Source organism: Paenibacillus stellifer (assembly GCF_000758685.1).
GTDB lineage: Bacteria > Bacillota > Bacilli > Paenibacillales > Paenibacillaceae > Paenibacillus_AQ > Paenibacillus_AQ stellifer.
Genome location: NZ_CP009286.1, coordinates 4,539,771 through 4,564,073, shown reverse-complemented (window position 1 = coordinate 4,564,073; position 24,303 = coordinate 4,539,771). Strand labels below are relative to the sequence as shown.

Here is a 24,303-nt window from a genome sequence, read left to right as displayed (position 1 = left end):
ACACAAAGCAAAGTCCAATACTGCCCGAATCCCATGATGTAAATGTGGCAGATAGATGAGGGGAAAGTTATCGCTCTTACCCGGGGAGATCTCACAGACGGGGAGTAGGAGAAAAAAAATCCGAAACACGGAGTAAAGCTTGTTGTGAGAGGTCAGCAGACGCCATAGTACGCCTGTTGCGTCAGCGGCAAGCGGAAGGGCTGAACAATCGTAAGTCTCGAGTACAGACTGGAAGGAGAACCGGTGCGATGAAAGCAGAATACCGAAAGGGCTGCCCTCAAAGGGATAGTGTGGAACACGAAGAGTATGCGGGAGTGCGGAGTGCCGGAGCTCGGGAAGGTAAAGAAAGAGACGGTGCAAACGATCTGATGGAACGCATCCTGGACAGAGATAATCTGAACCGGGCGTACAAACAGGTCAAAAGTAATCACGGAGCGCCCGGGATCGATGGGATGACCGTAGAGGCGGCGCTTCCGTGGCTGCGGGAAAACAGAGATGAACTGCTGCAAAGCATCCGGGAAGGGAAATACAAACCAAGCCCGGTGCGGCGCAAGGAAATCCCCAAACCAGATGGAAGCGGAGTGAGAAAGCTCGGCATCCCGACCGTCGTAGATCGGGTGATCCAGCAAGCGATCTCCCAGCAACTGCAACCGTTATTCGAGCCACTTTTCTCGGATGGAAGCTATGGCTACCGCCGGGGTCGAAGTGCGCAACAGGCCATTCGGAAAGTCAAAACGTACGCCGAGCAGGGCTATGGACAAGCGGTTGAAATCGATCTGTCGAAATACTTTGACACGTTGAACCATGAGCTTCTTTTGAACTTGCTGCGCAAACAGATCGAGGATAAACGCGTCATCGACCTGATCAAAAAGTACCTGAAAAGCGGAGTCATGGAAAACGGGGTACGACGCGCAACGGAGGAAGGATCGCCGCAAGGCGGGCCGCTGTCTCCGCTTTTGTCAAATGTCTATCTGAACGAATTCGATCAGGAGATGGAGAGCCGAGGCGTGAGGGTCATCCGCTATGCGGACGACATTGTCGTGCTGGCGAAGAGCAAACGAGCAGCCATGCGACTGCTGGAATCCAGCCGGACGTACTTGGAGCAGAAGCTAAAACTTCAAATGAACCCGCAGAAGAGTAAGGTCGTCAGCGTCGTGGCGCAGAAACACTTTAAATTCCTCGGCTATGCGCTGGGAAAGAACGGGAACGGTGTGTACATTCGCACCCATCCGCAATCTCTCGCTAAAGCAAAGAGGAAACTGAAAGAGCTCACGAATCGAAGACAAGGCAGGAGTGCAAGAGAGGTAATGGAGAACGTAAAAGTCTACATTCGCGGCTGGCTGGGTCACTTCTACGTAGCCGACATGAAGCGAATCCTGCAAAACTGGAATGAATGGCTGCGAAGGCGGATGCGCATGTACATCTGGAAGCAATGGAAGAAGCCAAGAACGAAGGTACAAAATCTGCGAAAGCTGGGGATACCGGAGTGGCAGGCTTACCAATGGGGAAATACAAGGCGGGGCTACTGGCGAATAGCCAGAAGCGCAGTATTGAATCGCTCTGTAACAAACGAAAGGCTCGTACAGGCAGGGTATTATGACTTCCCTGCCCAGTACGAGCGCTTGCGTCAATTGCACTCAAACGGTTGAACCGCCGTATACCGAACGGTACGTACGGTGGTGTGGAAGGTCGGCTACTCAATTAATGGGTAGCCTCCTATCCGATTTGCGCAATCATGAAATATGATCAAGGTGCAGGCTTTATTCGGCCACTGGTGTATAGATGACAGCTGCCGATTTCGGCGAAGCCTATTTACCTTTTGCAGAGACGGTATACAGATTGTTCTTCGCATCATACGTCAGCTTGAACGTAACTTGGGGATCATGCAGATACGGGATCTTTACATCAATGCCTTGCAAGGATTCAGTCATTACTGAGATCTCGTCCAGCACAGCTTGTTTATGCTTCATCATCATGTCAAGCCGGCGTTCAATCGTGCTGTCTCCCTCTATGAGAGCGCCATTTGATGTTCCGAGAATAACCGTCTGCCTGCTTCATCACGTTCGATTAGCGGCAGCAGCCCCTTTTTCTCATAATAGCGCAGTGTGGATTCCGGAATGCTGAATTTGGCTGAAGCTTCGCTGATGGAACAATACTTCATCTGGAGGTCTCCAAGTCTTGCATGCTATTATCGACTTGAATAGAACTTTACATTGATAACCCAATTTATGTCAGGTACAATCATGGAGAACACAGACCAGCTCTCCATTGAATAATGAAAGGATGATGTCAGATGAATAACACTAAATTTTCCGCCCGCATAATTTCTTGGAGGGGAACAATACTTTAACCCTCCTAATTAAATGGAGGTTTTGTCTATAATGTCATACAACTGGATAGATGCAGACAAGTTTTCTTTTAACAGCTTCTTGTTAATGGACAGATGGATCATTCGAATGATTTGTAATGAGTATGCCGGATGGGGCGATTTTTGTGATAATTTGGGCATAGCTTTAGCATATAACCCATCAGTATCATGGTATTTCGCTCACAAAAGTCCTGAAAGCAAGCCTTCGCTTGAACAAATGATCGCGGCAGCGCCCAGAAATCTTGCACCTCATGATGTTCGAATGGCAGAGGTATTTGTAATTCACGCGATGGAAACATTTGTCGTTTACGCTTATCCCGAAATGATGAACCAGAATTGTGATTACATTTACGACTGGGACAATCGTTTGTTATTAGAACTTGCAGATTTTACGGATAAGATTGTTCTCGACGTAGGAAGCGGTACCGGAAGGCTTGCGTTTGCCGCGGCAGAGAAGGCGAAGCGTGTTTATGCAAGCGAACCTACCGATATGCTGAGGGAGTACATGCGTGACAGAATCAAGCGCGAGAACATCCATAATGTTGTAGTCGTAGATGGCATGATCGAGCAAATCCCATATGAGGCTAATACTTTTGATATTGTGATGTCGGGACATGTAGTAGGCGATAATTATGACCTTGAGCTAGCTGAACTATCAAGGGTTGTTAAAAACGGAGGCTACATTATTGATTGTATCGGAGAGGATAATAGGAAAAGAAAACCCGATGATGAATTAATAAAAAGAGGTTTTGAGTCGTTTTACCATGTTAGTAAATCTGGCGGCGATATATACAGGTATCGTAAACAGGTCCGTAAATAACCGTGTCTCAATAGTAGAAGGGGCCATCCGGCAAATGGATGGTCCTTTAACGTGCCGCCAGACAGCGTGGGGAACCTAAGACTGACTGCCACGTAGCAACTTTACATGCCCCCTTCATTGTCCGATATTAACATAGAAATAACTTTTAGAATTAACTTTGGCAGGGAGCGTCTGACAGCATATGAAGATCAATCGAAAGTATGCAGTATTGGGATTTATCGTTGCCATTATTAGCAGTATGATTCTGGGCGCGCCGCAGTCGGCAAGCCATTGAGCTGGATGCGCATCAGATTCGGCCCGCAGCGTGGAACAACCGCCTTCCGTTAGGGTAGAATAAGAACTATAGATGATGAACGGTTATCGTTACTTTTATTCAGGAGCGGGATGGGATGAGGCAGATTACGATTTTGATAGCTGATGACGAGACGGAAATTGCGGACCTGATTGCACTGCATCTGGAAAAAGAGGGCTACCATCTCATTAAAGCTTCGAACGGGAGAGAAGCCATTCGTGCCGTCCAATCTCATCCGATTGATTTGGCGATTCTGGATATTATGATGCCGGATCTGGATGGCTATGAAGTGACACGCCAAATTCGGGAGCAGCACCGGATGCCGATTATTTTCCTGAGCGCCAAAACGTCTGACCTGGACAAGATAACGGGGCTTGTGATCGGGGCCGATGATTATATGACCAAGCCGTTCAACCCGATGGAATTGGTGGCAAGGGTGAATGCACAGCTGCGGCGTTCCCTGCAGTTAAACCAGCCGGACACGGCGAGCAACCCGGTACTCGAGGCAGGCGGCTTGACCATTGATCCGGATAAGCGTACGGTGTTCCTGTATGGCAGAAGCATTGAGCTGACTCCGAAGGAGTTTGATATTCTGTATTTGCTGGCTGGTCACTCGAAGAAAGTATTCAGCGCGGACAATATTTTCCGGCAAGTGTGGGGCGATGCTTACTACGAAGGCGGCAATACAGTCATGGTGCACATTCGGACCCTTCGGAAAAAACTCGGTGAAGATACAGATAAGAACAAATGGATCAAAACCGTGTGGGGAGTAGGTTATACATTCAATGGCTAAGATGATGTCAAGCTTCCGGTTTAAAATGATCTACTATCTGGGCCTAAGCATGCTGTTCTCGGGCGCGATCACCTATGCGATCTATAAAGCGCTTCAACTGTATTACCATACAAGCGTTATGGCAGAGGATACCGCAGCGCAATTTCGTCACATGATGCGCAGCATCGGGGATTTGAATTTCTTTCTGATCTTCTTCATTCCGCTTGCGATTTTGTTCTTCTACCTGCTGACGAAGCCTTATGCCACCTATTTTCATGAAATATCGACGGGGATACATCATCTTGCCAATGGCGAGTTTAACAACCGTGTGCATATTTCATCGAATGACGAGTTCGGGACCATCGCCGCGGACATGAATCTGGCCAGTGAGAAGCTGCAGCAAGCGGTTGAGCGGGGGGATTTTGCCGAGAGCAGCAAGGAGCAGTTGGTCTTGAACTTGGCTCATGATTTGCGCACGCCGCTGACTTCGGTATTGGGCTATTTGGATTTTATCCTCAAGGACGATCAATTGACTGCGGAGCAGGTGAGACATTATACGACCATTGCTTATACCAAATCCCGGCGCCTGGAGAAGCTGATTGATGAATTATTTGAAATCACCAGGATGAATTATGGCATGCTGACCATTGATAAGAACCAGATAGACTTAAGCGAGCTTCTCCTGCAATTAAACGAAGAATTATATCCTGTGTTTGAGAACAATCATCTGGAGTCCAGATTGGATATCGCACCGAATTTGCATATTTGGGGCGACGGAGAGCTGCTGGCCCGTGTATTCGAGAATCTGTTGACGAATGCCGCCCGTTACGGCAAGGATGGTCAGTTTGTCGATGTGAACGGTAAGCTTGATAATGGAGAAGCGGTCGTTCAAGTGATTAATTATGGGGATTCGATTCCGCCGGAGGAACTTCCGCATCTGTTTGATATGTTCTATACAGGGGACAAGTCCCGGGTCCATCAAGAGGGAAGCACAGGCCTCGGCTTGTTCATTGCCAAAAATATTGTAGAGCAGCATCAAGGAACCATTTCGGCCCAGAGCAGCGTGATTCGTACGGTCTTTGAGGTGCGTCTGCCGCAATAAACCAACTTAAGAAAAACTTTATTTTTACCCTACTTCTTATTTAAAATATTTTCCTTATCCTGAATGGACGAGAGGTTAAGGAGGATATGGAAGATGAAGAAGTGGGTTTTTTGGCTTGTCATCCTAATACTGATTGGGGTTGAAGTCGTTGAGGCTCCATCCCGAAAGAATATTTTGATCAATATAACTAAAGAGCAGATTTACGAAGGAAATTTGGTATTGGTCAATAAGGAGCATGCTGTTCATTCGCAAGGGGTGAAATCCGATGTGGTCAATCTGTTCCAGCATAAGGAGCTGGTACAGGGCTACAGTGTGCTGAACAATACGATCCGGCTGTCAGAGAGCGTTGCGCAGCAGTTTGTATCCATGATAAGCGCCGCCAGAGAAGACGGGGTTCGTCACTTTATGATCAGCAGCGGTTACCGGGACGCTTCAGAACAGCGCAAGTTATATCGGGAAAAAGGTGCTGATTACGCTCTGCCGGCGGGCCATAGCGAGCATAACCTGGGTTTGTCCCTGGATATTGGTTCTACCGAAGAGGAAATGAGCCAGGCGCCTGAAGGAAAGTGGCTGGAACAGCATGCATCGGAGTACGGGTTCGTTCTGCGTTATCCGAAGGACAAGGCGGCGATTACGGGAATCCAGTATGAGCCCTGGCATTTTCGCTATGTCGGATTACCGCACAGCATGATTATGCAGGAGAACGATTTTACATTGGAGCAATATTTGGAGTATCTGAGAGAGAACAAGACCCTGTCGGCTGATGTTAATGGCAAGAACTACGAAATTGCTTATTATCCGGTCGGGAAAAAAACAGCCGTTCAAGTACCCGCGAATCGCCATTATGAAATATCGGGCAACAACGTCGATGGAGTCATTGTAACAGTGCTTCCCTGACCGGCGTCCAGAAAATCAAGAGGATGTGAATGAGAAATGAAGCCTAAAAAATTATGGAGCGAGTATATGGTGCCGGGACTGTTCGCCTTATATATGTATGCCTTGCTCAAAGTGATTCTATTTAAGTTTGGTTCGATCAATGTCCCCTTTCTGTGGGAGCAGCTGTCAAAATTTATGGCCAATCCTGGGCGTATCATGTACCGGCTGCAGCTCGCCAATTTTACGCCGTTCCTGTCCATATCCCGTAATATTCACAATCAGTCGAGCCTCGATCTCATCAATCTGGTTGGCAATATCGTGATCTTCATGCCGTTCGGCATATTTCTGGTATTATCTACGAACCACAAGATGTCATTTATAGGCGTGCTCATCCGATCGTTCGTGCTCAGCTTATGCCTGGAATGCTCACAGATTATTTTTTCTATCGGGAGCTTTGATGTCGATGATCTAATCCTTAACACCACAGGGGCGTTATCGGGCTACGTCGTCTATCGATTTTACGGCAAATACATAAAGTCATCTGCTGCCCATAAGGGGAGAAGGGTCACCGGGGAGCGGCGGGCTTGATCGCGTGAATGTTGCGGCCTATATTTGCAGGTGATTTCTAGAAAAGTATGGAATATTGATACTTACCAAGATAAGTGGGGGAGTATGATTTTGGTAAAGGTCAAAGGGGTTATTATTAAAAGTACGTGGGTCATCATTTTGTTGTTTATTTTATATAGCGTACAGCATTTGGTGAATTTTTTATCCTATGACTATCGGGGGCCTTCGAGTTCTCTTGTTAAGGTTTTTTCCGTTATAGGGATTGAAGGGAATATTGCCCGCTTCATTTTATGGGATCTGTTTCAGGTGGCAATTACCTTAATTGGCTGCAAGCTGTTGTTCAAAAAGACTCTTAAGGAATTAGGATTCCACTTTCGAAATTCAGGTTAACTATATGTTTGCAGCCGTAGACTCTCAAAGAGCAGGACGAAGTGGTCGTCGCCACGTTAAGCTAGGAGCGGACTAACAGCTGAATTATGTTTCGGAGTCCCCTGATAAGGCATAGGGGTAGCAAAATAAGTAAGATACGCTATGCTGACCGATGTCATAAGTAGGGCGAAAGTTTCAAAGTTTTTACCATCAAACTTTTTTTTGAGAAATAAGTCCTACTCTCTAGCTATAAAGTATAGTATAATTTGGTAGCTGTTGGTGGAATATTCTATAGGGAGTAGATTTATGAATAAATATTCTGTTAGTGATTCTGATGTTCTTGAAGTGCTCCAAATAAATAAGCTCTCAACAGAATCAATAAGAAAACTACCAAGAAGTGGTCAAAGGCAAGTGTTTGAGGTTATGTTCAGAAATGGACAATCAAGTATATTAAAATTTATTGATGTCACTCCATATAACGTATATGAAGATGACATTTCAGTAGATGAATTTCATCAGGAACGTGCTTATGAGATAGATGCTAGATCGAAACGTATTGTGAGAGAATTAGAAGCGGCAAAAAAATGTTCTGTCTTACCACAACTCGAGATACTCAATGGTTATAAATTCTATGTTAAGGATCAGTATCATTTTATTTACTACTTTGAAACAAAATTTGAAGGTAATACATTAAATGACAGTGATGTTTATCGTACTGACCAAGGTATTGAAGTCGTGATAGACTTTCTATTACAGATGGTGAAACAGGTAAAGGTAATGTATGATGCTGGATATATTCACAGGGACCTAACCCCCCGAAATATTATTTACCATAACGGTATATTTAAAATTATAGATGCTGGATTGATTAAAACCAATGAGGAAGAGAAGCTGACTGGTACTAAGGCAATCATAGGAACGCCATATTATATGGCTCCAGAACAAGAGAGAAGGACATCAGACTATACTTGGGATTTTAGAACTGATTTGTTCCCACTTGGATTAATCGCAATAGAAATTTTTCTTCCAAGGACACGCCATTTTGGTAGTGACCAAATTAGAGATTTACATCAAGTAGTCTCCCTCTGGAAAAAGAAAGATTCAAGTGCAAAATCAATTACTCTATTTAGTAAAATTATTACTCGACTTGCAGCAGAACAACGCCATAAAAGATGGTCTAACTTATCGGAATTAATTATTGCTTTGGAAGAGATATCTCAATGAGGAGGAGTATCTATGATTTTTGCTCAGCATGGTCCAGCATGGAAACCAAAGATAGACAGATTACTTTCAAAAGCGTTAATAGATGGTGTAATATGGGACCCCAGAGAAGAGAGTATTGATAGAATTAAAGAGGTGCGTAAAAATAACAAAAGCTATAATGATGTGCTAAATATCGTGGACTTAAAGGTCTATTATAGGCAATTTCCATCAGCAACATTAAAACGGTTGGAAGACCTATCTTACTTTCCTAAGGCAGATATCGATAGATCTTATCTTAGAAACAAAGAGAATATTGAGTCGTTAGTAAATGATAGTATTAGTTTTCAAGTTGACTTAGGTGTAGATATCCTTTTATCCCCTTCACTTTATTTATACAGCTTTAATGACAGGATAGTTGACAAATTATTTGATATATGGGAGTTGTTTTGCGAAAAGGCAAATGAGTTCGAAAGCACAGAAAAAAAGAAATATGTATCTATAATCATCAGTGAAAGTGCCCTAGAAAATAAATCGTATATTTCGGAATTTTTAGACGACTTTAGTGATATATCACATGAATTTGACGGAATATATATCACGGTTGATAGGGAGAACAACAATAAACACAGACATGATTTTAATCCCACCAGACTCAAGGGAATGCTCCAACTTATTTATGATTTGAAAAATTTAAACCTTGAGATTGCTATCGGCTATGTTGGTATTGAGAGCATATTGTATTTTGCTGTCGGAGCTGATGTAGTTGGAACTGGGTGGTTTTACTCATTAAGGAGTTTTAACAAAGAGCAAAAGGGACTCGAGCCAATTGACGGGATGGGTAGGCAAAAAAAGAGGTATACTTCAATGAGCCTGCTGTACGAACTAGCTATTGAAGACGAGATATTTAGTATACCTAGTCAACATAAAGCAGAACTGTATGATAAAATATTGACGCATTGTGAACTTGATACGAAGGTTGTAGGTGGAAATATAGAGAGTATAAGCTTTAACGATATGTACCAGCAGTATTATGAAGCATTAAAACAGACCGTTGACGTAATAAAGGAGAAGAAAGATGTTGAAGATAAGTTGAAAATGGTCAATGCACTTCTAGAAACGGCAGAAAGTAATATCAAAAGATACAACGAGTTAGGGACACTCCAAAAGATCAATGGTAGACATATTCAAAACTACAAAATTGCGATAAAAGAATTTCAAGAAGATAATTTCATATTCCTCTAATAAAAAGAGAAGCTACCTTGGTAGTTTCTCTTTTTACGCCAATCCAGGTTTTTGAAAAGTTGATGTCTCAAGCTGGAACTTTGCAATACTAGTTATTAATGATGGATTTATGCTTACGCTCACCGATTTTTTGGGGGGATTATAAAAGTAAAAAAACTCTTCATCAGTAACACCAATTAAGCCAATGTTAAATGTCTCAAAACAATTCAGTTCTTGGCGATGTAGTCTAAAAGCCAAATCATACGGAAGTACAACATATGAGTATGAGGAGAATTTCTTATTAATCGTTGCTTGGAGAACAGCTTTTTTCCACTTTTGTAGTTTTGCTTCATAAGAAATAAATTGTAAGTGAGGAAATTGAAATTCGGTAGCGATAACATACTTTTTTCCAGAAATTTCTTCAATTATTTTTGCTTTAATTAATTTGGAAAGAGTGTCAGATAATGATTTCTCAGTATAATCTGTACTCTTTTTAAGATAACTATAAGTTCTAGCAGCTTTTTTGTGCAGATATGCTAATACCCGTGCGTGTTGATAATTTGATAGAACATTCGCTTGATTAAAATTTAATAAGTTGTCGTCACTAATAACGACTTCAACTATGTCGACATTACCAAACCTTGCATTAAATTCAGAAAGTATAGACTCATTATCTTTTTTGTTTTTTTCTTTTAGTTCGATGAATTTCATCTGAAGAGATAGTTCTGTTTCAAACATAAATAGCACCTCCAATTTATTTTACACCACTGGAAAGCAATTTGTAATCATTAATATTTTTAGTTTTATACTCAAAACTTATACTTTCTTTTCGACGTTGATCCGTTACGCTGAACCATATCATAAGTTACGGCAAGTATTTTCGGAAAATCCAGCAGCAGGCTTGGAAAGGAGATTTGTCGGATATGGGTTTGGGATGGGCTGCGCAGGGTGGAGAAAGTCAGCATTAATGGACTTCACCTTATGCTGCCCTTTGCGGCCGGGGCAAGAAATTGGCGGTTGAGGACGGCATCAGGGTAGTGAAAGCTCCTTGAGACACAATACTCTCAATTGGATAGTGATTCAATTGGTGCTAAATTTGTATGCAGCGGAAACTATATTGTGAAAGGACGATGTAAGTGATTTTTAAAACTTGCCAGGTACAAAAGATCCAGCATCTCATCCAAGAATATACGCAAACCCTCTCCTCGCCATTTGACTCTTTTTTGGAGGAACATATTCTCTCGTCGGATTTTTATTTGATACTTGAAGAATCAAACGAGATTGGCTATTTTGCAATTCATCACGGCCAATTACTGACGCAATTTTACATCCGGCCATCCTATCTAAAGGCTGCTCAAGAGCTATTTTATCAAGTCATTAAAAAAATATAACGTGGAGTCGCTATTTGTTCCAACCTGTGATGAGTTGTTTGTAAGCTTGGCTTTGGATAAAGACTTTCATATCACCAAGCAGGCTTATTTCTTTCAAGATAGCCGTCTGGAATTGATGGAGAAAGATTCACTGAAAGATGATATGTTTGGTCCGGCAGCTATTGATGATCTCTTGCCCATACAAGAGGTGTGCGGGGATTTTCTCGATCAGTATGAAAAACGGATAGCGAATGGAGAACTTTTTACCTATTACAGGGGTTCTGTTCTGCTTGGAGTTGGAATTATCGAGAGGAGTAAGATGCTTGATGGATTGGCTAGTATAGGCATGTTTACAAATGAAAATTTTCGTAAGCAAGGGATCGGGAGGAACATTATTCTTAAGTTAAGAAAATGGTGTTACAGCCAGCAATTAACACCGATTTGCGGATGCTGGTACTATAACGAGGCGTCGAAGAAAACCTTGGAAAGTGCAGGCATGATTACAAGAACTCGACTTCTAAATATTAAAGTAATCGAATCATAAGCAGGGTAAAATTATTGGATAAATAAATGCTGTTGCATACAGTTTCGTCGGGGGAGAAATCTCCCGATTTTTTGTTGTTTCTGCGTCCCCATCAATTTCCACCTCTCCGTGTGTACGATAGGGTATTAGGGAATCACTTTTCGGTCTCGAGAAGGAGGAATAAACCCATCATCAGACTGGTAAAGGGACATGCCGGTATCCTTTATACTACGGATAAGAAGGCGGTACTATTGGAGGTGGAGTTGAGAACCATGAATGCTAATCAAAATCAGCGCATTCTCTATGCGACTTTCGAGGATAAAATTCAATTACCAATCCTGGACATTACTCATCCCCTTTTCAACGCAAGTATTGATGAACAAGCCTATCATTTGAACTGCCTCAAGTCATCACGGAGCATTGAATCATTGAAGAAGATGCCAGGCTTTATTCAGAATATCTTTGTCAAAATGTCGAATGTTGATCATTCCTATTTGAGCGGCATGAGAACTTTGCTGTATAAGCTTGGTCCCGACTTAAGCCAGGGAATAAAATTGGGGTTCAGGGACAAATGGGCGGTGAAGCAAACCTCTTTCATGGGGCTTCGGATCAGGCTGAGGGATACATGCCGACGCCAGTCCAAAATTTTGCTGCCCCAGCTTAAGCAATACCCTGAACGAAACCTATGCTTCTTCAATATCGCCGGGGGAGCCGCTGCCGACAGTATCAACACTCTGATTCTAATTAAGGAATCGGACCCGGAATTACTCAAGGGACGGAAGATTGAGATCAACATTTTAGATATTGATACTTATGGCCCCAATTTCGCAGAACGGTGCATCGACGTTTTGAAGCAGCCGGGAGAACACTTCCATGGCCTGGACATTACCCTCAATACGATTCATTATGACTGGAGCCAGCCGGAAGCGTTAATAAAGTTGAGTTTGGAACACTGCGGCTGGATTCAGCTCTGCTCGTCGGAGGGCGGTCTTTTTGAGTACGGCTCGGATTCAGATATCATCGACAATTTAAACCATTTCTTTATCAACTCCCCGCCGGACGCTCGGGTTACGGGTTCATTAATCTTCGACCGGGCGCATGTTAATCCAGGATACCTGGGGTTTACTGAGTTTATTGGTGTGCAAATCCGGTATCTTGGGCTTGAGGGGCTGCAACGAATTTTAACCCAAACCTCGTGGGTGCTGGAAGAATCGCATGAAATTGATACGATCTATATTTTGTTTACATTGAAGAAGGCGTGACTTTTTGTACATTGAATGGATGTTAGGGTGAAGCGAATCATAAGTAGTGCGAAATTTTTGGTTAAAAACTTATTGAATCTAAAAGCCTCAATGTTTAGGGGATCCAATTAGAAGATAGATTAAGGTGGAGAAAGTATCTGATTAGTAGAGTTTGCTATAAATTGAGTCAAGATATCTTCCAGCATATATATAAATAGATATATCTGGGTTTAAAGGCATATGGTATCATATACCTAAATGGAAGGTTATCTTAAAAACTTTTCTGCAATTAAAGATGCAACGAGGTCATTAAAGCAATTATATATCGATTCTAAAGAGGTAGGGGTACTCTTTGGATGAGCTTACTGAGACAATTGAAGGTTAGGTATATCAACACTGGTACAGTCACTTTGTGACAAATCATCTTTAAGTGAATATAGATTGAAAGCTAAAACTATTATGTTAGACGATTAGTTTTCGATATAGAGAGTTACAGATGTATAAATTTAATTGGAATCGATTGGTCAGCTCTTTTTTTCTAGCGAATATAAAGGAAACTTATTGTATTTTGTTGAATGTAAATACAGCAAGAATCGTTATGGATAGAGAGAAGTGTGTTTACTATGTCAAAGATCACGGTAATGAATCAAATCCCACAAATCAGAGACAGTATTTGCGATAAATGGGAAATCGGTTGTTCACAAGAACGGCAGAACATTGAGAATAAAATTCGTGCTTGGATCGAGCCCGTTCAATCGGATGAAATCGTAGACCTCTTGCTGGAGCTTCTTCAGCATTTTGTCTATTACGATTCTTATCAAGTGACTAAGCAATTTAATAAATTATATAGACACGATCTTTTGAGCCAATTTAGTTCGGAGGAACAACTATTATTAGACTCTCGATTTTTTCCAGTGACCAAGGACAATCGAAAAACGAGCTCTCACGAGATTTATTACAGTAATTTCACGATGAAGTTAAGCAAGAACGTTTGTTTATCCGATGTATTTACCTTCTTTGAGAAGCAACAATGGCAACTACCTGAGTTTGAAAATAAAATCATGGCTTTTGACAGAGCCAAGCGTCAGAAAGATAAGTTACTCTCTCTAAAAACAAATACCTCAGATATTTCTGATCAGAAATCAATTAAGAAAAAGATTGATAAGCTGAAAAAGCAAGAGTATTCGTTAAATGCTCAAATCGACGAAATCTTAGAAAAGTTTCATTTGACGCAAGTATCGAATTATATTTTTATCGATGATATGATTGGGACTGGGGAAACAATGGAAAAGTTTCTGAAGAAATTCGTATCTTCTTTTCCGGATAACCAGTTTATAAAACTAACTGACATCACGATCTATTTAATCGTACTTGAAGCTTGTGAGGAAGGGGTAACACGAATCAATGCATTCTGTCGGAACTATAACATACGGTTCTGCCTGATTAAGAATAACGATCATCAAAAGGCGTTCAAAGCCGATCATGTATACGATGCAACTTGTTGTGATAACAACAAAGAAAAAATTAGGACATTCGAGAGAAGTATTATTCGATCTGCTTATCCTTTGGGCTACAGTGAATCTGAAGCACTAATGGCTTTTTATCATAATACGCCTAACAATACGTTGAGCTCGTTCTGGCATGAGGACAGCCAATGGAAAGGAATATTCCCGCGTAAGAAACATCTGAAGCCTAATAGCAAAGAGAAGAAAAATGCAGCCAAAAACGTAGCTCTCGAAAGGGTGAGGTACTTGAATTCATGAAATTGAAGGACGAGCTCATTCTCATTTATACCAATACTGTACGTGAACAATTTCTTTTGACCGAGCTTGTCCATATGTTAGGCATGACATACGAGCAGGTCTTGGACATAATTCAGGCTCTTGTTAACAATGGTTATCTTGAGTATAGTGAAAGTCAGTTCCCTAGTTTATCGAAACATGGGATGGAGTATTTGAATACAGTCGGTTTGTCGGAAGCGGATATTTATTCGTTATACAACGAAAGTACTGTATTGCTGAATATTACCCATCCTTCCAAGTTCGTATATATCCCTTTGAATTTTAATATGAAGTTCAAGGGTTATAAATAATAGCCGAGATATTTCCAGAACCTACAGGGATGGCGAGTCGCCGTCTGATATCAAAGTCACTATCTTCTAGTTATAATAAAAAGTGCCGTAATGATTTCAATAACAGTTGAACTCTTTGTGGAAATATCTCGGCAACTAATTTTATGAGGACATATTATATGCAGAATACTTTTTTAGATGAGCTCAAACAAAAGCTGTATGATAATGGATTTGATGATGCATATATTGGTCTATGCTTAGATTATTCGAAAAGACTGATTGCCAATCGTCTGCCAGTCATTTTCGATAAAATTCATTTGTCCATGTTGTTCGGTATGGAAGTGAAAGAACTCACAGTGCTTGTGAAAAGTATTGAAAATCAATATACAATCAGGAATATTCCAAAAAAAAACGGTGATACCCGTGAGTTATACATACCTTCGCTGAAATTGAAAGAAATTCAAAGATGGATTTTGGATGAAATCTTGTACAATATCAAGGTATCGCCATATTGTACGGGATTCATGAAAGAGAAGTCCATTCTTGAAAACGCACGGATTCATGAGAATAAAGCATGTGTGATGAATCTCGATATCCGAAATTTTTTCCCCTCCATTCGCTTTGAGTCCATATATCGAGTGTTTTATTATTACGGTTATACGAGCGAAGTTTCTTATTATCTTGCGAGATTATGCACCGTTCACAATTTCCTTCCCCAAGGTGCGCCGACGAGTCCGTACTTGTCCAACATCGTATGTCTCCGGCTTGACAAGAGATTATCCTCGCTCGCTTCAAAGTACGATGCGAACTATTCTAGATACGCGGATGACATTACATTATCCGGTACAGGTTCGAGTATCGTCCCTCGGCTACCGTTGATTAAGATAATTTTGGACAGCGAGGGCTTCAAGATCAACTACAAAAAAGTTAGAGTCCAAAAACAGCAAGAACGTCAAATTGTTACTGGACTAGTCGTTAACAACAAGGCCCGGGTACCTAGAGAAGTCGAGAGAGAGCTAAGACAACAAATTTATTACTGCAAAAAGTTCGGCGTAAACGAGCATTTAAAGAGAAAAAAGAAAAACAAACTCTCAGGTTTTAAAGAGCACTTATATGGATTGGCAATGTTTATAAAAATGATTGATAACCGTAAGGGCGAGAGATATGTATCTGATTTAAATGAAATTTCTTGGGATTATTAATTTTGTTAGCGGTTATTAGGAACTTGGTAGGGATCAACCTCTCTGGTTTTTGTGTACGCTAAAGCAAAATTAATTAGAACCTATGACTACCCGCTAATGATTGGTACTGCATACGCTAGCAAATTGTCTGACATAGCTACCGATCTTGGTTCTGCCTCTTTCCTCCAGCTACAAAATAGTTACTCCGTTGCGAATCTTGATATATGTCGTTGTGCCATTCCAGTCGCTAGGCGAAATGGAGCAGGTCGAGTCCGCATATTCGAAAGTGACTCGTTAAAATATGGTTAAGTCGAGCATACGCTGTAAAATCATCAAATTTTGAGGCTCCTTTACGGTTGATGACGACCTTCAGTATGGAAGCAAGTAGGGAATAGGTCTATAATCCGTCATTTCCGTCTTTATCGAGGTGCTGAAATCGAGTTTGATGCTCATTCTATGCGCATGGAGGTCGTGTCTGAGAAGTTGCTCTATACTAGATTGGAGAATAAGCAACTGGGCTCGTTGCTGCTTGACCAACGAACGAAGTGAATCTCGTTGCGATTGACAACGAAAATATCTCTGACATTTAGTATCGTGTCGTACTTGTCAATTATGATATCTATGGTGCTCATGAGGATGAACCAAATCTTTTATTTTCATACCAATGGTAAGGAAACAATTCGACTGGCTGCGTGAAAATCTTGACCGGAATTTGCCCTCTCTGTTCGATGACTTTGTAATGAAGTGCATGGCTGCAATTCGATTGAATGTATCGCAATCATGTTGTGACCATTATTTAGCTTTCGTCTTTCACTTTATAGATGATGATTCGGTGAGCCACCTCATAAGCGGGAGCAAGCTTTTACATTGACAGCAACATTAGGAACGTGCTAACTTTGCATTAATAATAAAGGCAATGTAACTTTCGGGTTCAACCTCGCTGAGAAGTGGGTTGGACCCTTTTTTGCATTCAAAATCAGAGGAGGATTCGTATGCGGAGAACAGAATTGCTGCTGCAACGGCTGGGTGAGATCGGTAAGTCGCTCGAACGCAAGGGGGGAGCCCTTGCATTATTAGGACTTGGTTCCGCTGGGACCGAAACAGAGCGGTTGGATGAATATTCGGATTTGGATTTCTTTGTTATTGTGAAACCGGGGGAGAAGAACCGATATATCGACCGATTGGATTGGCTCGAAGAAATACAGCCTCTTGCCTATGCATTCAAGAATTCGGAGGTCGGGTACAAGGTGCTGTTCGAGGACGGAATTTACGGGGAATATGCGGTATTCGAGGAATGGGAGCTGGAGAACGCCTCCTATACGGGGGCCCGGATCATATGGAAGGACCCGATGTATGGTAATACGGAAATCGCCACACCTGTAAATCCAATCCCCTCTCTAAAAAATGATTCCCTGGACTTTCCTTTGAACGAAGCCTTAACCAATCTATACGTAGGGCTCGGACGTTATGCAAGGGGGGAACGCCTGTCTGCTACGAGGTTTGTTCAAGGCTACGCTATAGACAGTATTCTATCCGTGCTCCATCTACTGGAGCCAGAGGTGGATTACTATCCTGACCCATTTGGAAATGAGAGGCGGTTAGAGAAGAGATACCCCCGTTTTGCGGAAATCATCGGAAGCATGATGCAGGGATACGATCATGTTCCCGAATCGGCACTTCGCATTTTAGATTATCTAGAAGAAGTATATCCAGTCAATTCAAGGCTAAGCGATGAGATCCGGCGATTGGCCAATCTGACTTGCCGATAGAAACAGCGCAGGGATGCCGATAGATAAAAGCAGCCGAAGACCGGGACTTTGTTTCAAGTCTTGGCCTTCGGCTGTCTTGTTGTTATGAAGGGAAAGGAGGCTGTACCACGGGTTCCGGCGCTTCCGGTCCGGGCTCATCCCGAGGAGGCTCGGGCTTGCGCTCGCGCCCCGGCGGGTTGAAGCGGTAGACGATGTAGCCGACGATAAACGGCATCACGAGCGTCACGATGCCCGCAATGACATTCACCGGCTCGCGCATGAAGATCAGGGTCGCTCCCATCAGGATGCTGTCGAAGACGACATGGCTGAACATGGCGGTAATGAAGCCGTAGCGCAGAAAAATATAGCTGAACAGCAGCCCGATCACCGTCAGCTCGATTGGACGGGAGCTGATCGGATAGATTGGGTACAGCGTATGCCCGAACGCCCAGATGATCGTGGTGATCAGGCTGGCAAGCAGCGTGCTGCGGACGATCTTCTTCAGCATCCGGATGCCGAACAGCCGGTAGACTGCCTCCTCGGACAATCCGGCCAGCCAGGCCATAATAGGAAGCAGCCATGGATAGCGCATGTTATAGGGTGACTGGGACGCATCCGTCGTCGACCAGTTATGGAGCGTGTACTGCAGCAGGATGAACATGAGCGTCTGTACGCCGAGCAGCACGAATGCCCAAATATAGCCGGCGTAGACGCTGTCCAACACGTATTTGCCATAGCCTGGCTCTTTGGCCCGGGGCCACGGATTCAGTCCTTCTTCCTTCCGCCAGAGGCCGTTGCCGCCTACAAGGGAGAAGTAGAGCAGAGAGGCCATCAGCAGGCTGTACAGCGTATAAATGATGAACATTACGACCGAGGCTACCCGCCCCTCCAAGGATTCGGATGAGGTCTCCGGCACCGAATTGTACGTGCTGATCATCATAATGAAGAAAAAGACGATACTAAGGAAGACGCCGCGTTTAAAAGACGTATGGCTCCGCCGGAGTATGCTGTAGATCAGCGCCAGTATGCCGAGCGCCAAGGTCGGAAGGCCATAGCCGATCAGCGTCAGCCGCGTGGCGGTCGATACCTGGTCGTCTACGTAATCCGTATGCCACTGCGGCGCCCAGAAACCGGGATGGAACAGCGACACCTGCCCGTTCGAGAATTTAAAGGCGTAGCGTAGCGACGCTTCTCCCACTTTGACACTGTTGTCAGCGTAGATCAGGCCATATCCGTCGGTTGCCGGCAGCCGTTCCAGCTTCGATATGTCCACTCCCCACAGCTTCAGCCAGGGCTCAGCAAGCACCTCCCTTTTTTGCGCGTTGACGGAACTATCGTTAGCGAACTCCGAGTCGCTTTCCTTACCGGTCAGGGCTTCCTCGGTAACGCTGGTGGGATGAAGATACCCCGCAGGAACCCGGGAGAAACCGACCGGCTCGCCCGTATACATATTCAAATCCACGGTCAGCCTATCCCATGTCTCCTTCTGGGTGTTCAGCGAAACGTGGAATGTATCGTACGGATAACGTTCATCGAGCTTTCGGCTCGTATAGCTATCCAGCAAGTTCTTGCGTGACATGTAGCCGTAGAATGAAGAATCCGATGTATAAGTCACTGTCCAGCGGTCGCTGGCCTGCGGTATGTATCCAAGGTTCTCCTCCGCGAACCGGGAGGCCTTGAGTGACGCGTCTGATTTGGTGATGGCCTGCTCATTTCCGGCTCCGGGCTGGTTCAGAGAGGGGATAATCTGGAACATGGCGAACAGGATCAGGCCGATCAGGCCCGCGATAATGAGTGTTCGGGATAGAGGCCGCAGCTTAAGCGGCTGTCCGACGCGATTCATGAAACGCCTCCTTGGTTTATGATTTCTAAATCGATATAGATGGCTTCTTTAAAAATAGCATAGCTGGCCTATCCAAAGCCAATAATTAGGAGGGATTTGGCGCTCGTCCGAAAAAAGCTGAAAATCCTCGCCAAATCTGATACGATCGCGATAGGGCTTGGAATTGCGAAAGTACAACAAGAATGGGGGGATGAAATGGCTTTACCGATACCCAAAATCTCCGAGTTTCGCTGGCTGAAGCTGTCTCCGCCGCAAATTCTCGTCATCGGGTTTGCTCTAATTATTATGATCGGAGCCCTTCTTCTTATGCTGCCTGTGTCCCATACGCAGGGGCAGGGCATCAGCTTTCTGGACGCGGTCTTCACGGCGACCTCCGCCGTATGTGTGACAGGGCTTGTCGTGCATGACACCGGCACGTTCTTCTCCGTCTTCGGACAGGTTGTCATTATGGTGCTGATTCAGATTGGGGGCCTGGGCTTCATGACAATGGCCACGCTGTTCGCCCTGGTGTTCCGGCGGCGCATTTCGCTGCGGGAACGGCTGGTGCTGCAGGAGGCGATGAATCAGAGCTCCATGGAAGGGATTGTCCGGCTCATCCGCAGCGTGCTGATCTATTCGCTGGTTATCGAAGGCGGAGCGGCCATCCTGCTTACGATCCGTTGGGCGTTCGACATGCCTTTTGGGCGCGCGATGTTCTTCGGGCTGTTTCATGCCGTCTCCATGTTCAATAACGCAGGCTTTGATTTGTTCGGGAACTACCGGAGCCTTACCGGCTATACATCCGATCCGGTCGTCAACGTGGTCGTCATGTTCCTGATCGTGTCGGGCGGGATCGGCTTTATCGTCATGTCGGACCTGATCGGTTACCGGCGGGGACGGCGGCTCTCCCTGCATACTAAGGTGGTGCTGACCTCGACGGCGGCGCTGATCGGAATCGGAGCGCTCGTGCTGTTCGTCTTCGAATTCACGAACACGCGGACGCTCGGGTCGCTGAATTTCGGAGGCAAAGTCTGGGGAGCGCTCTTTCAATCCGTCACGCCCCGTACAGCCGGCGCGAATACGCTGGATTTGACGGGACTCCGCCAGGCCTCCCAGTTCTTCATCATCATCTTAATGTTCATCGGGGCTTCTCCCGGTTCTACGGGAGGCGGCATCAAGACCACGACCTTTACGATCATGCTGGGCGCGGTAATTGCCATGCTGCGCGGACGCGACGATATCGTGCTGTTCCGCTACCGGCTCAGCCAGGAGCGGGTCTTCAAGGCGCTGACGATTACCGTGCTCGCGCTGCTGCTGATCGGAACCGTCACCATGCTGCTGTCCACTACGGAGGAGATGCCGTTCCTGGATCTCCTGTTCGAGACGACCTCTGCCTTTGCCACGGTCGGCCTCAGTCTTGGCGTGACCCCGGAGCTATCCGGGGCGGGCAAGGTTCTCATTGCACTGACGATGTTCGCAGGCCGGCTTGGTGTGCTGACACTGGCGTATGCGCTTGGGCCGAAGCAAGGCAAGCCCCTGTACCGCTACCCGGAAGGAAAAATGATTATCGGATAAGGGGATAGAACATGAAAGCACAGCAGTTTGTCGTAATCGGCCTTGGCCGTTTTGGCTCCAGTCTGGCGCTCGAGCTTATGGAGATGGGTTATGAAGTGCTCGGAATCGACCATAACGAAGAGCGGGTGGAGGAATTGAACGACCGGCTCACGCATGCCGTAATGGCGGACGCCACCGATGAGAGCGTAATGCGCTCACTCGGCGTCCGCAATCTGGACTGCGGCATTGTGGCGATCGGCGACGATATGGAGCGCAGCATCTTGACCGCCATTCTGCTCAAGGAGCTAGGCGTCAAGATGGTGGTGGCCAAGGCGATCAGCATTCTGCACGGCCGCGCGCTGGAGAGACTTGGGGTGGATCGGGTGATCTTCCCCGAGCGGGATATGGGCGTCCGGGTGGCGCATCAGCTTGTCACGCCGCATCTGCTCGATTATATCGAGCTGTCCAAGGATTACCGGATTGTCGAGCTGACCGTTCCTTCCTGCATGGACGGAAAAAGCCTTGCCGCGATCAACACCCGGGGCAAATACGGCTGCAGCATCATCGCCCTCAACCGCAAGGGTGAGGAAGGCGTAATCGTCGCGCCTACCGCGCATGATTATCTGTACGCCGGAGACATCATGGTCGTGATCGGCTCCAACGAGAGCATCGACCGCTTCGAAGAGGAAGCGGTCGATGTTGAAGAGGCGCCCTGAGGCGCCAGTGTCATATTCGGATACAAGTGCCCGGCGGCGTGAGCCGCGGGCGGTGCTGCCGAAGCGCTGAGTCCGTTGAGGCAATGGTTTATTCTGACTGAGATTTGATCTGGTCAGGCTACCGGCTTCGCGTGATATGCCCTTGTTTGGCTGAAGCTGGAAGGCGCAGCATCCGTGCCTTAACCGCTTGCCCCAGCCGATATCTGAAGCGCTTGACCCAATCGCCGCTACCCTTACCGCTTGGCGGCGACTTCCTCCTGCAGCCGCGCGATCAGCTCCGGCACAGGACTTATGCCGGCGTCGCCCCCGCTCCGTGTCCGTACCGACACGGAGCCGGAGGCCTGCTCATTCTCTCCGACAATGAGCATATAGGGCGTTCTCAGCAGCTGGGCTTCCCGGATTTTGTAGCCCAGCTTCTCCGGCCGCAGGTCCGCTTCGGCCCGGATGCCGGCGGCTTCGAGCCGCTGCTTCACTTCGGCGGCGTAGGCAGCCGAGGCGTCCGAGACCGGCAGGACCCGCGCCTGTACCGGCGCCAGCCAGAGCGGGAACGCCCCGGCGTAATGCTCGGTCAGGATGCCCATGAACCGGTCGATGGAGCCGTACACGGCCCGGTGTATGACCACCGGCCGGTGCTTTCGGCCGTCTTCCCCTACATAATGCAGGTCGAATTTCTCCGGCATCTGGAAATCAAGCTGGATCGTTCCGCACTGCCAGCTCCGTTTCAGGGCGTCCAGAATGTGATAGTCAATCTTCGGACCGTAGAATGCACCGTCGCCTTCGTTCAGGCGGTAGGGCAGACCGCTGCGGTCGAGAGTGTTCCGCAGGGCGGACTCCGCTTCGTTCCAGAGCTCATCCGAGCCGAGAGAATCCTCCGGCCGGGTGGACAATTCCACCGTGTATTCGAAGCCGAAGACACGGTACACATGATCGATAAGCTCCATGACGCGGCCGATTTCCGCCTCGATCTGCTCCGGCAGGACGAACAAGTGCGCGTCGTCCTGGCAGAAGGTGCGGACCCGCATCATTCCGCCAAGCGCTCCCGACAGCTCATGCCGGTGCACCTGGCCGAATTCGGCCAGCCGGATCGGCAGTTCCCTGTAGGAGTGCAGCTCGTTTTTGTAAATCAGCATATGGCCCGGACAGTTCATCGGCTTCAGCGCGTACTTGCTGTCGTCCACATTGGTAAAATACATATTGTCCTTGTAATGATCCCAGTGTCCGGATTGCTCCCAGAGCCGGTTGTTCATCATGAGGGGGGTGCGGACTTCGTCATAGCCCCGCTGGAACTGCAGCTCCCGGGCGAAATTCTCCAGCTCGTTCCGGATCGTCATGCCGCCCTTGAGGTAGAACGGCATCCCCGGCGCCTCCTCGGAGAACATGAACAGCCCGAGCTCTTTGCCGAGCTTGCGGTGATCGTGCTTCTTCGCCTCTTCCAGATAGCGGAGATGCTCCTCCAGCAGCTTTTTATCCGGAAAAGCAGTTCCGTAGATGCGCTGCAGCATCGGTCTAGCGGAATCTCCCCGCCAATAGGCTCCCGCCACGCTCAGCAGCTTGAACGCCTTGACACGCCCTGTGCTTGGAAGATGGGGGCCACGGCATAGGTCGGTGAATTCCCCTTGGGAGTAAAGGCTGATGATGGCATCCTGCGGAAGATCGGCGATCAGCTCCAGCTTCAGCGGCTCCTTCAGCTCCCCGAATATCGACAGAGCTTCCTCCCGTGAGACCTCCCGCCGCATGATGGGCAGATTCTCGCGGATAATGCTCTCCATTTCCCGCTCGATTGCGGATAACTCGTCAACACTTAAGGAACGGTCGAGCTCGACATCGTAATAGAATCCGTCCGAGATGACGGGACCGATGCCCAGCTTGACGGCGCTGCCGCCGAACAGCCGTTTGAGCGCTTGTGCCATAATATGGGCGGTGCTGTGCCGGGTGATTTCTACACCTTCGGGGCTGTCCGCCATAACCAGGGTCAGGAGGCAATCAGACTGGAGCGTCTCGCTTAAATCAACCGTCCGCCCGTTCACTGTGCCCGCCACTGTCCGCTTTCGTATTCCCGTGCCGAGTGATTCCGCCACTTGCATAATTGTCGTGCCGACCGGGTACCTCCTTACTGCGCCATCTGGTAATTTTACGTTGATCTCCATCTGCATAGCCTCCATTTCCCGAAAATTTGGTCTTTCGTTGTTCAGTCTCTCGTTGTTCGATTGGACTAACGATAATTTCATGATCAGCCGGCCTGACGATAACCTGCGGACGCAAAAAAAACGCAGCCCGTCCTGTAAGGGACGAGTGCGTTTAAGCCCGTGGTTCCACCCTGATTTGACCTGCAGCACCCAAAGTCAAAGCTCCGGAAGTTCCGGGACGCCTTGTCATGCGCAAGTCCTCATAGCATCCGGTAACGGGAATGAATCGGCTGCGCATACTGCCAAGATGAGCGCTGAAATCAGCGTCATGCCAAGGTTCCGCGAAGCGGCTGCAAAGGGG

General features: G+C 46.3%; 22 protein-coding genes. 17 read left to right on the top strand and 5 right to left on the bottom strand.

From position 1 onward, the window contains the following. Positions 1 to 248: 248 nt before the first annotated feature. Positions 249 to 1,649: a group II intron reverse transcriptase/maturase gene (gene ltrA / locus PSTEL_RS20950; protein ID WP_038694523.1), complete on the top strand. Its 1,401-nt coding sequence runs from the start codon at positions 249 to 251 to the stop codon at positions 1,647 to 1,649. 159 nt (positions 1,650 to 1,808) lie between these two features. Here the strand turns inward: ltrA and PSTEL_RS28755 are convergent, their stop codons facing one another. Further along, complete coding sequence (locus tag PSTEL_RS28755) at positions 1,809 to 1,931, bottom strand: hypothetical protein (RefSeq protein WP_281176730.1); 123 nt, start codon at positions 1,929 to 1,931, stop codon at positions 1,809 to 1,811. 77 nt (positions 1,932 to 2,008) lie between these two features. Next, positions 2,009 to 2,161, bottom strand: coding sequence for a MerR family DNA-binding transcriptional regulator (locus PSTEL_RS28620; RefSeq protein ID WP_245624999.1), 153 nt, complete (start codon positions 2,159 to 2,161; stop codon positions 2,009 to 2,011). 220 nt (positions 2,162 to 2,381) lie between these two features. On the opposite strand from PSTEL_RS28620, the gene PSTEL_RS20940 reads away from it, so the two are divergent. The 8 genes from PSTEL_RS20940 (at position 2,382) to PSTEL_RS20905 (ending at position 9,611) form a co-directional block, all read left to right on the top strand. Next, a complete protein-coding gene (locus PSTEL_RS20940) occupies positions 2,382 to 3,188 on the top strand; it encodes a class I SAM-dependent methyltransferase (RefSeq protein WP_038698348.1) in 807 nt (268 codons plus the stop codon). Positions 3,189 to 3,577: 389 nt separating this feature from the next. Further along, entirely contained in the window at positions 3,578 to 4,273 is a 696-nt protein-coding gene (locus PSTEL_RS20935) for a response regulator transcription factor (protein WP_038698346.1), read from the top strand. After that, the gene (locus PSTEL_RS20930) at positions 4,266 to 5,354 is read left to right on the top strand and encodes a HAMP domain-containing sensor histidine kinase (RefSeq protein ID WP_038698344.1); all 1,089 of its coding nucleotides are present in this window, start codon (positions 4,266 to 4,268) and stop codon (positions 5,352 to 5,354) included. The genes PSTEL_RS20935 and PSTEL_RS20930 overlap by 8 nt, the downstream gene beginning before the upstream one ends. Before the next feature lie 93 nt (positions 5,355 to 5,447). Beyond that, complete coding sequence (locus PSTEL_RS20925) at positions 5,448 to 6,251, top strand: D-Ala-D-Ala carboxypeptidase VanY (protein WP_038698342.1); 804 nt, start codon at positions 5,448 to 5,450, stop codon at positions 6,249 to 6,251. 36 nt (positions 6,252 to 6,287) lie between these two features. Beyond that, positions 6,288 to 6,818, top strand: a complete 531-nt coding sequence (locus PSTEL_RS20920; RefSeq protein WP_038698340.1) for a VanZ family protein — start codon at positions 6,288 to 6,290, stop codon at positions 6,816 to 6,818. Positions 6,819 to 6,848: 30 nt separating this feature from the next. Further along, entirely contained in the window at positions 6,849 to 7,187 is a 339-nt protein-coding gene (locus tag PSTEL_RS20915) for a hypothetical protein (RefSeq protein ID WP_169744614.1), read from the top strand. Between the two features lie 285 nt (positions 7,188 to 7,472). Next, positions 7,473 to 8,390 carry a protein kinase domain-containing protein gene (locus PSTEL_RS20910; protein ID WP_038698336.1) on the top strand — a complete coding sequence of 306 codons (918 nt, stop codon included), beginning with the start codon at positions 7,473 to 7,475 and terminating at the stop codon, positions 8,388 to 8,390. A 12-nt stretch (positions 8,391 to 8,402) separates the two neighbouring features. Beyond that, positions 8,403 to 9,611: a hypothetical protein gene (locus PSTEL_RS20905; protein ID WP_038698333.1), complete on the top strand. Its 1,209-nt coding sequence runs from the start codon at positions 8,403 to 8,405 to the stop codon at positions 9,609 to 9,611. 33 nt (positions 9,612 to 9,644) lie between these two features. Here the strand turns inward: PSTEL_RS20905 and PSTEL_RS20900 are convergent, their stop codons facing one another. Next, positions 9,645 to 10,328, bottom strand: coding sequence for a hypothetical protein (locus PSTEL_RS20900; protein ID WP_038698331.1), 684 nt, complete (start codon positions 10,326 to 10,328; stop codon positions 9,645 to 9,647). A 398-nt stretch (positions 10,329 to 10,726) separates the two neighbouring features. On the opposite strand from PSTEL_RS20900, the gene PSTEL_RS28615 reads away from it, so the two are divergent. The 6 genes from PSTEL_RS28615 (at position 10,727) to PSTEL_RS20870 (ending at position 17,745) form a co-directional block, all read left to right on the top strand. Beyond that, a complete protein-coding gene (locus tag PSTEL_RS28615; RefSeq protein ID WP_245624998.1) occupies positions 10,727 to 10,981 on the top strand; it encodes a hypothetical protein in 255 nt (84 codons plus the stop codon). 46 nt (positions 10,982 to 11,027) lie between these two features. Next, positions 11,028 to 11,504: a GNAT family N-acetyltransferase gene (locus tag PSTEL_RS28605; RefSeq protein WP_245625227.1), complete on the top strand. Its 477-nt coding sequence runs from the start codon at positions 11,028 to 11,030 to the stop codon at positions 11,502 to 11,504. A 251-nt stretch (positions 11,505 to 11,755) separates the two neighbouring features. After that, positions 11,756 to 12,745, top strand: a complete 990-nt coding sequence (locus tag PSTEL_RS20890) for a hypothetical protein (RefSeq protein WP_038701406.1) — start codon at positions 11,756 to 11,758, stop codon at positions 12,743 to 12,745. A gap of 602 nt (positions 12,746 to 13,347) precedes the next feature. Continuing rightward, the gene (locus PSTEL_RS20885) at positions 13,348 to 14,487 is read left to right on the top strand and encodes a phosphoribosyltransferase-like protein (protein WP_038698329.1); all 1,140 of its coding nucleotides are present in this window, start codon (positions 13,348 to 13,350) and stop codon (positions 14,485 to 14,487) included. Between the two features lie 487 nt (positions 14,488 to 14,974). Next, positions 14,975 to 15,997 (top strand): reverse transcriptase family protein, encoded by a 1,023-nt coding sequence (locus PSTEL_RS20875; RefSeq protein ID WP_038698325.1) that lies wholly within the window; start codon positions 14,975 to 14,977, stop codon positions 15,995 to 15,997. 971 nt (positions 15,998 to 16,968) lie between these two features. Further along, entirely contained in the window at positions 16,969 to 17,745 is a 777-nt protein-coding gene (locus PSTEL_RS20870; protein ID WP_038698323.1) for a hypothetical protein, read from the top strand. An 82-nt stretch (positions 17,746 to 17,827) separates the two neighbouring features. On the opposite strand, the gene PSTEL_RS20865 is transcribed toward PSTEL_RS20870, so the two are convergent. Beyond that, the gene (locus tag PSTEL_RS20865) at positions 17,828 to 19,567 is read right to left on the bottom strand and encodes a CPBP family intramembrane glutamic endopeptidase (RefSeq protein ID WP_052098760.1); all 1,740 of its coding nucleotides are present in this window, start codon (positions 19,565 to 19,567) and stop codon (positions 17,828 to 17,830) included. Between the two features lie 195 nt (positions 19,568 to 19,762). On the opposite strand from PSTEL_RS20865, the gene PSTEL_RS20860 reads away from it, so the two are divergent. Both PSTEL_RS20860 and PSTEL_RS20855 read left to right on the top strand, forming a co-directional pair. Further along, positions 19,763 to 21,121, top strand: coding sequence for a TrkH family potassium uptake protein (locus PSTEL_RS20860; protein ID WP_038701402.1), 1,359 nt, complete (start codon positions 19,763 to 19,765; stop codon positions 21,119 to 21,121). An 11-nt stretch (positions 21,122 to 21,132) separates the two neighbouring features. Further along, entirely contained in the window at positions 21,133 to 21,816 is a 684-nt protein-coding gene (locus PSTEL_RS20855) for a potassium channel family protein (RefSeq protein ID WP_038698321.1), read from the top strand. 233 nt (positions 21,817 to 22,049) lie between these two features. On the opposite strand, the gene thrS is transcribed toward PSTEL_RS20855, so the two are convergent. Continuing rightward, positions 22,050 to 23,963 carry a threonine--tRNA ligase gene (gene thrS, locus PSTEL_RS20850; RefSeq protein ID WP_038698319.1) on the bottom strand — a complete coding sequence of 638 codons (1,914 nt, stop codon included), beginning with the start codon at positions 23,961 to 23,963 and terminating at the stop codon, positions 22,050 to 22,052. Positions 23,964 to 24,303 lie beyond the last annotated feature (340 nt).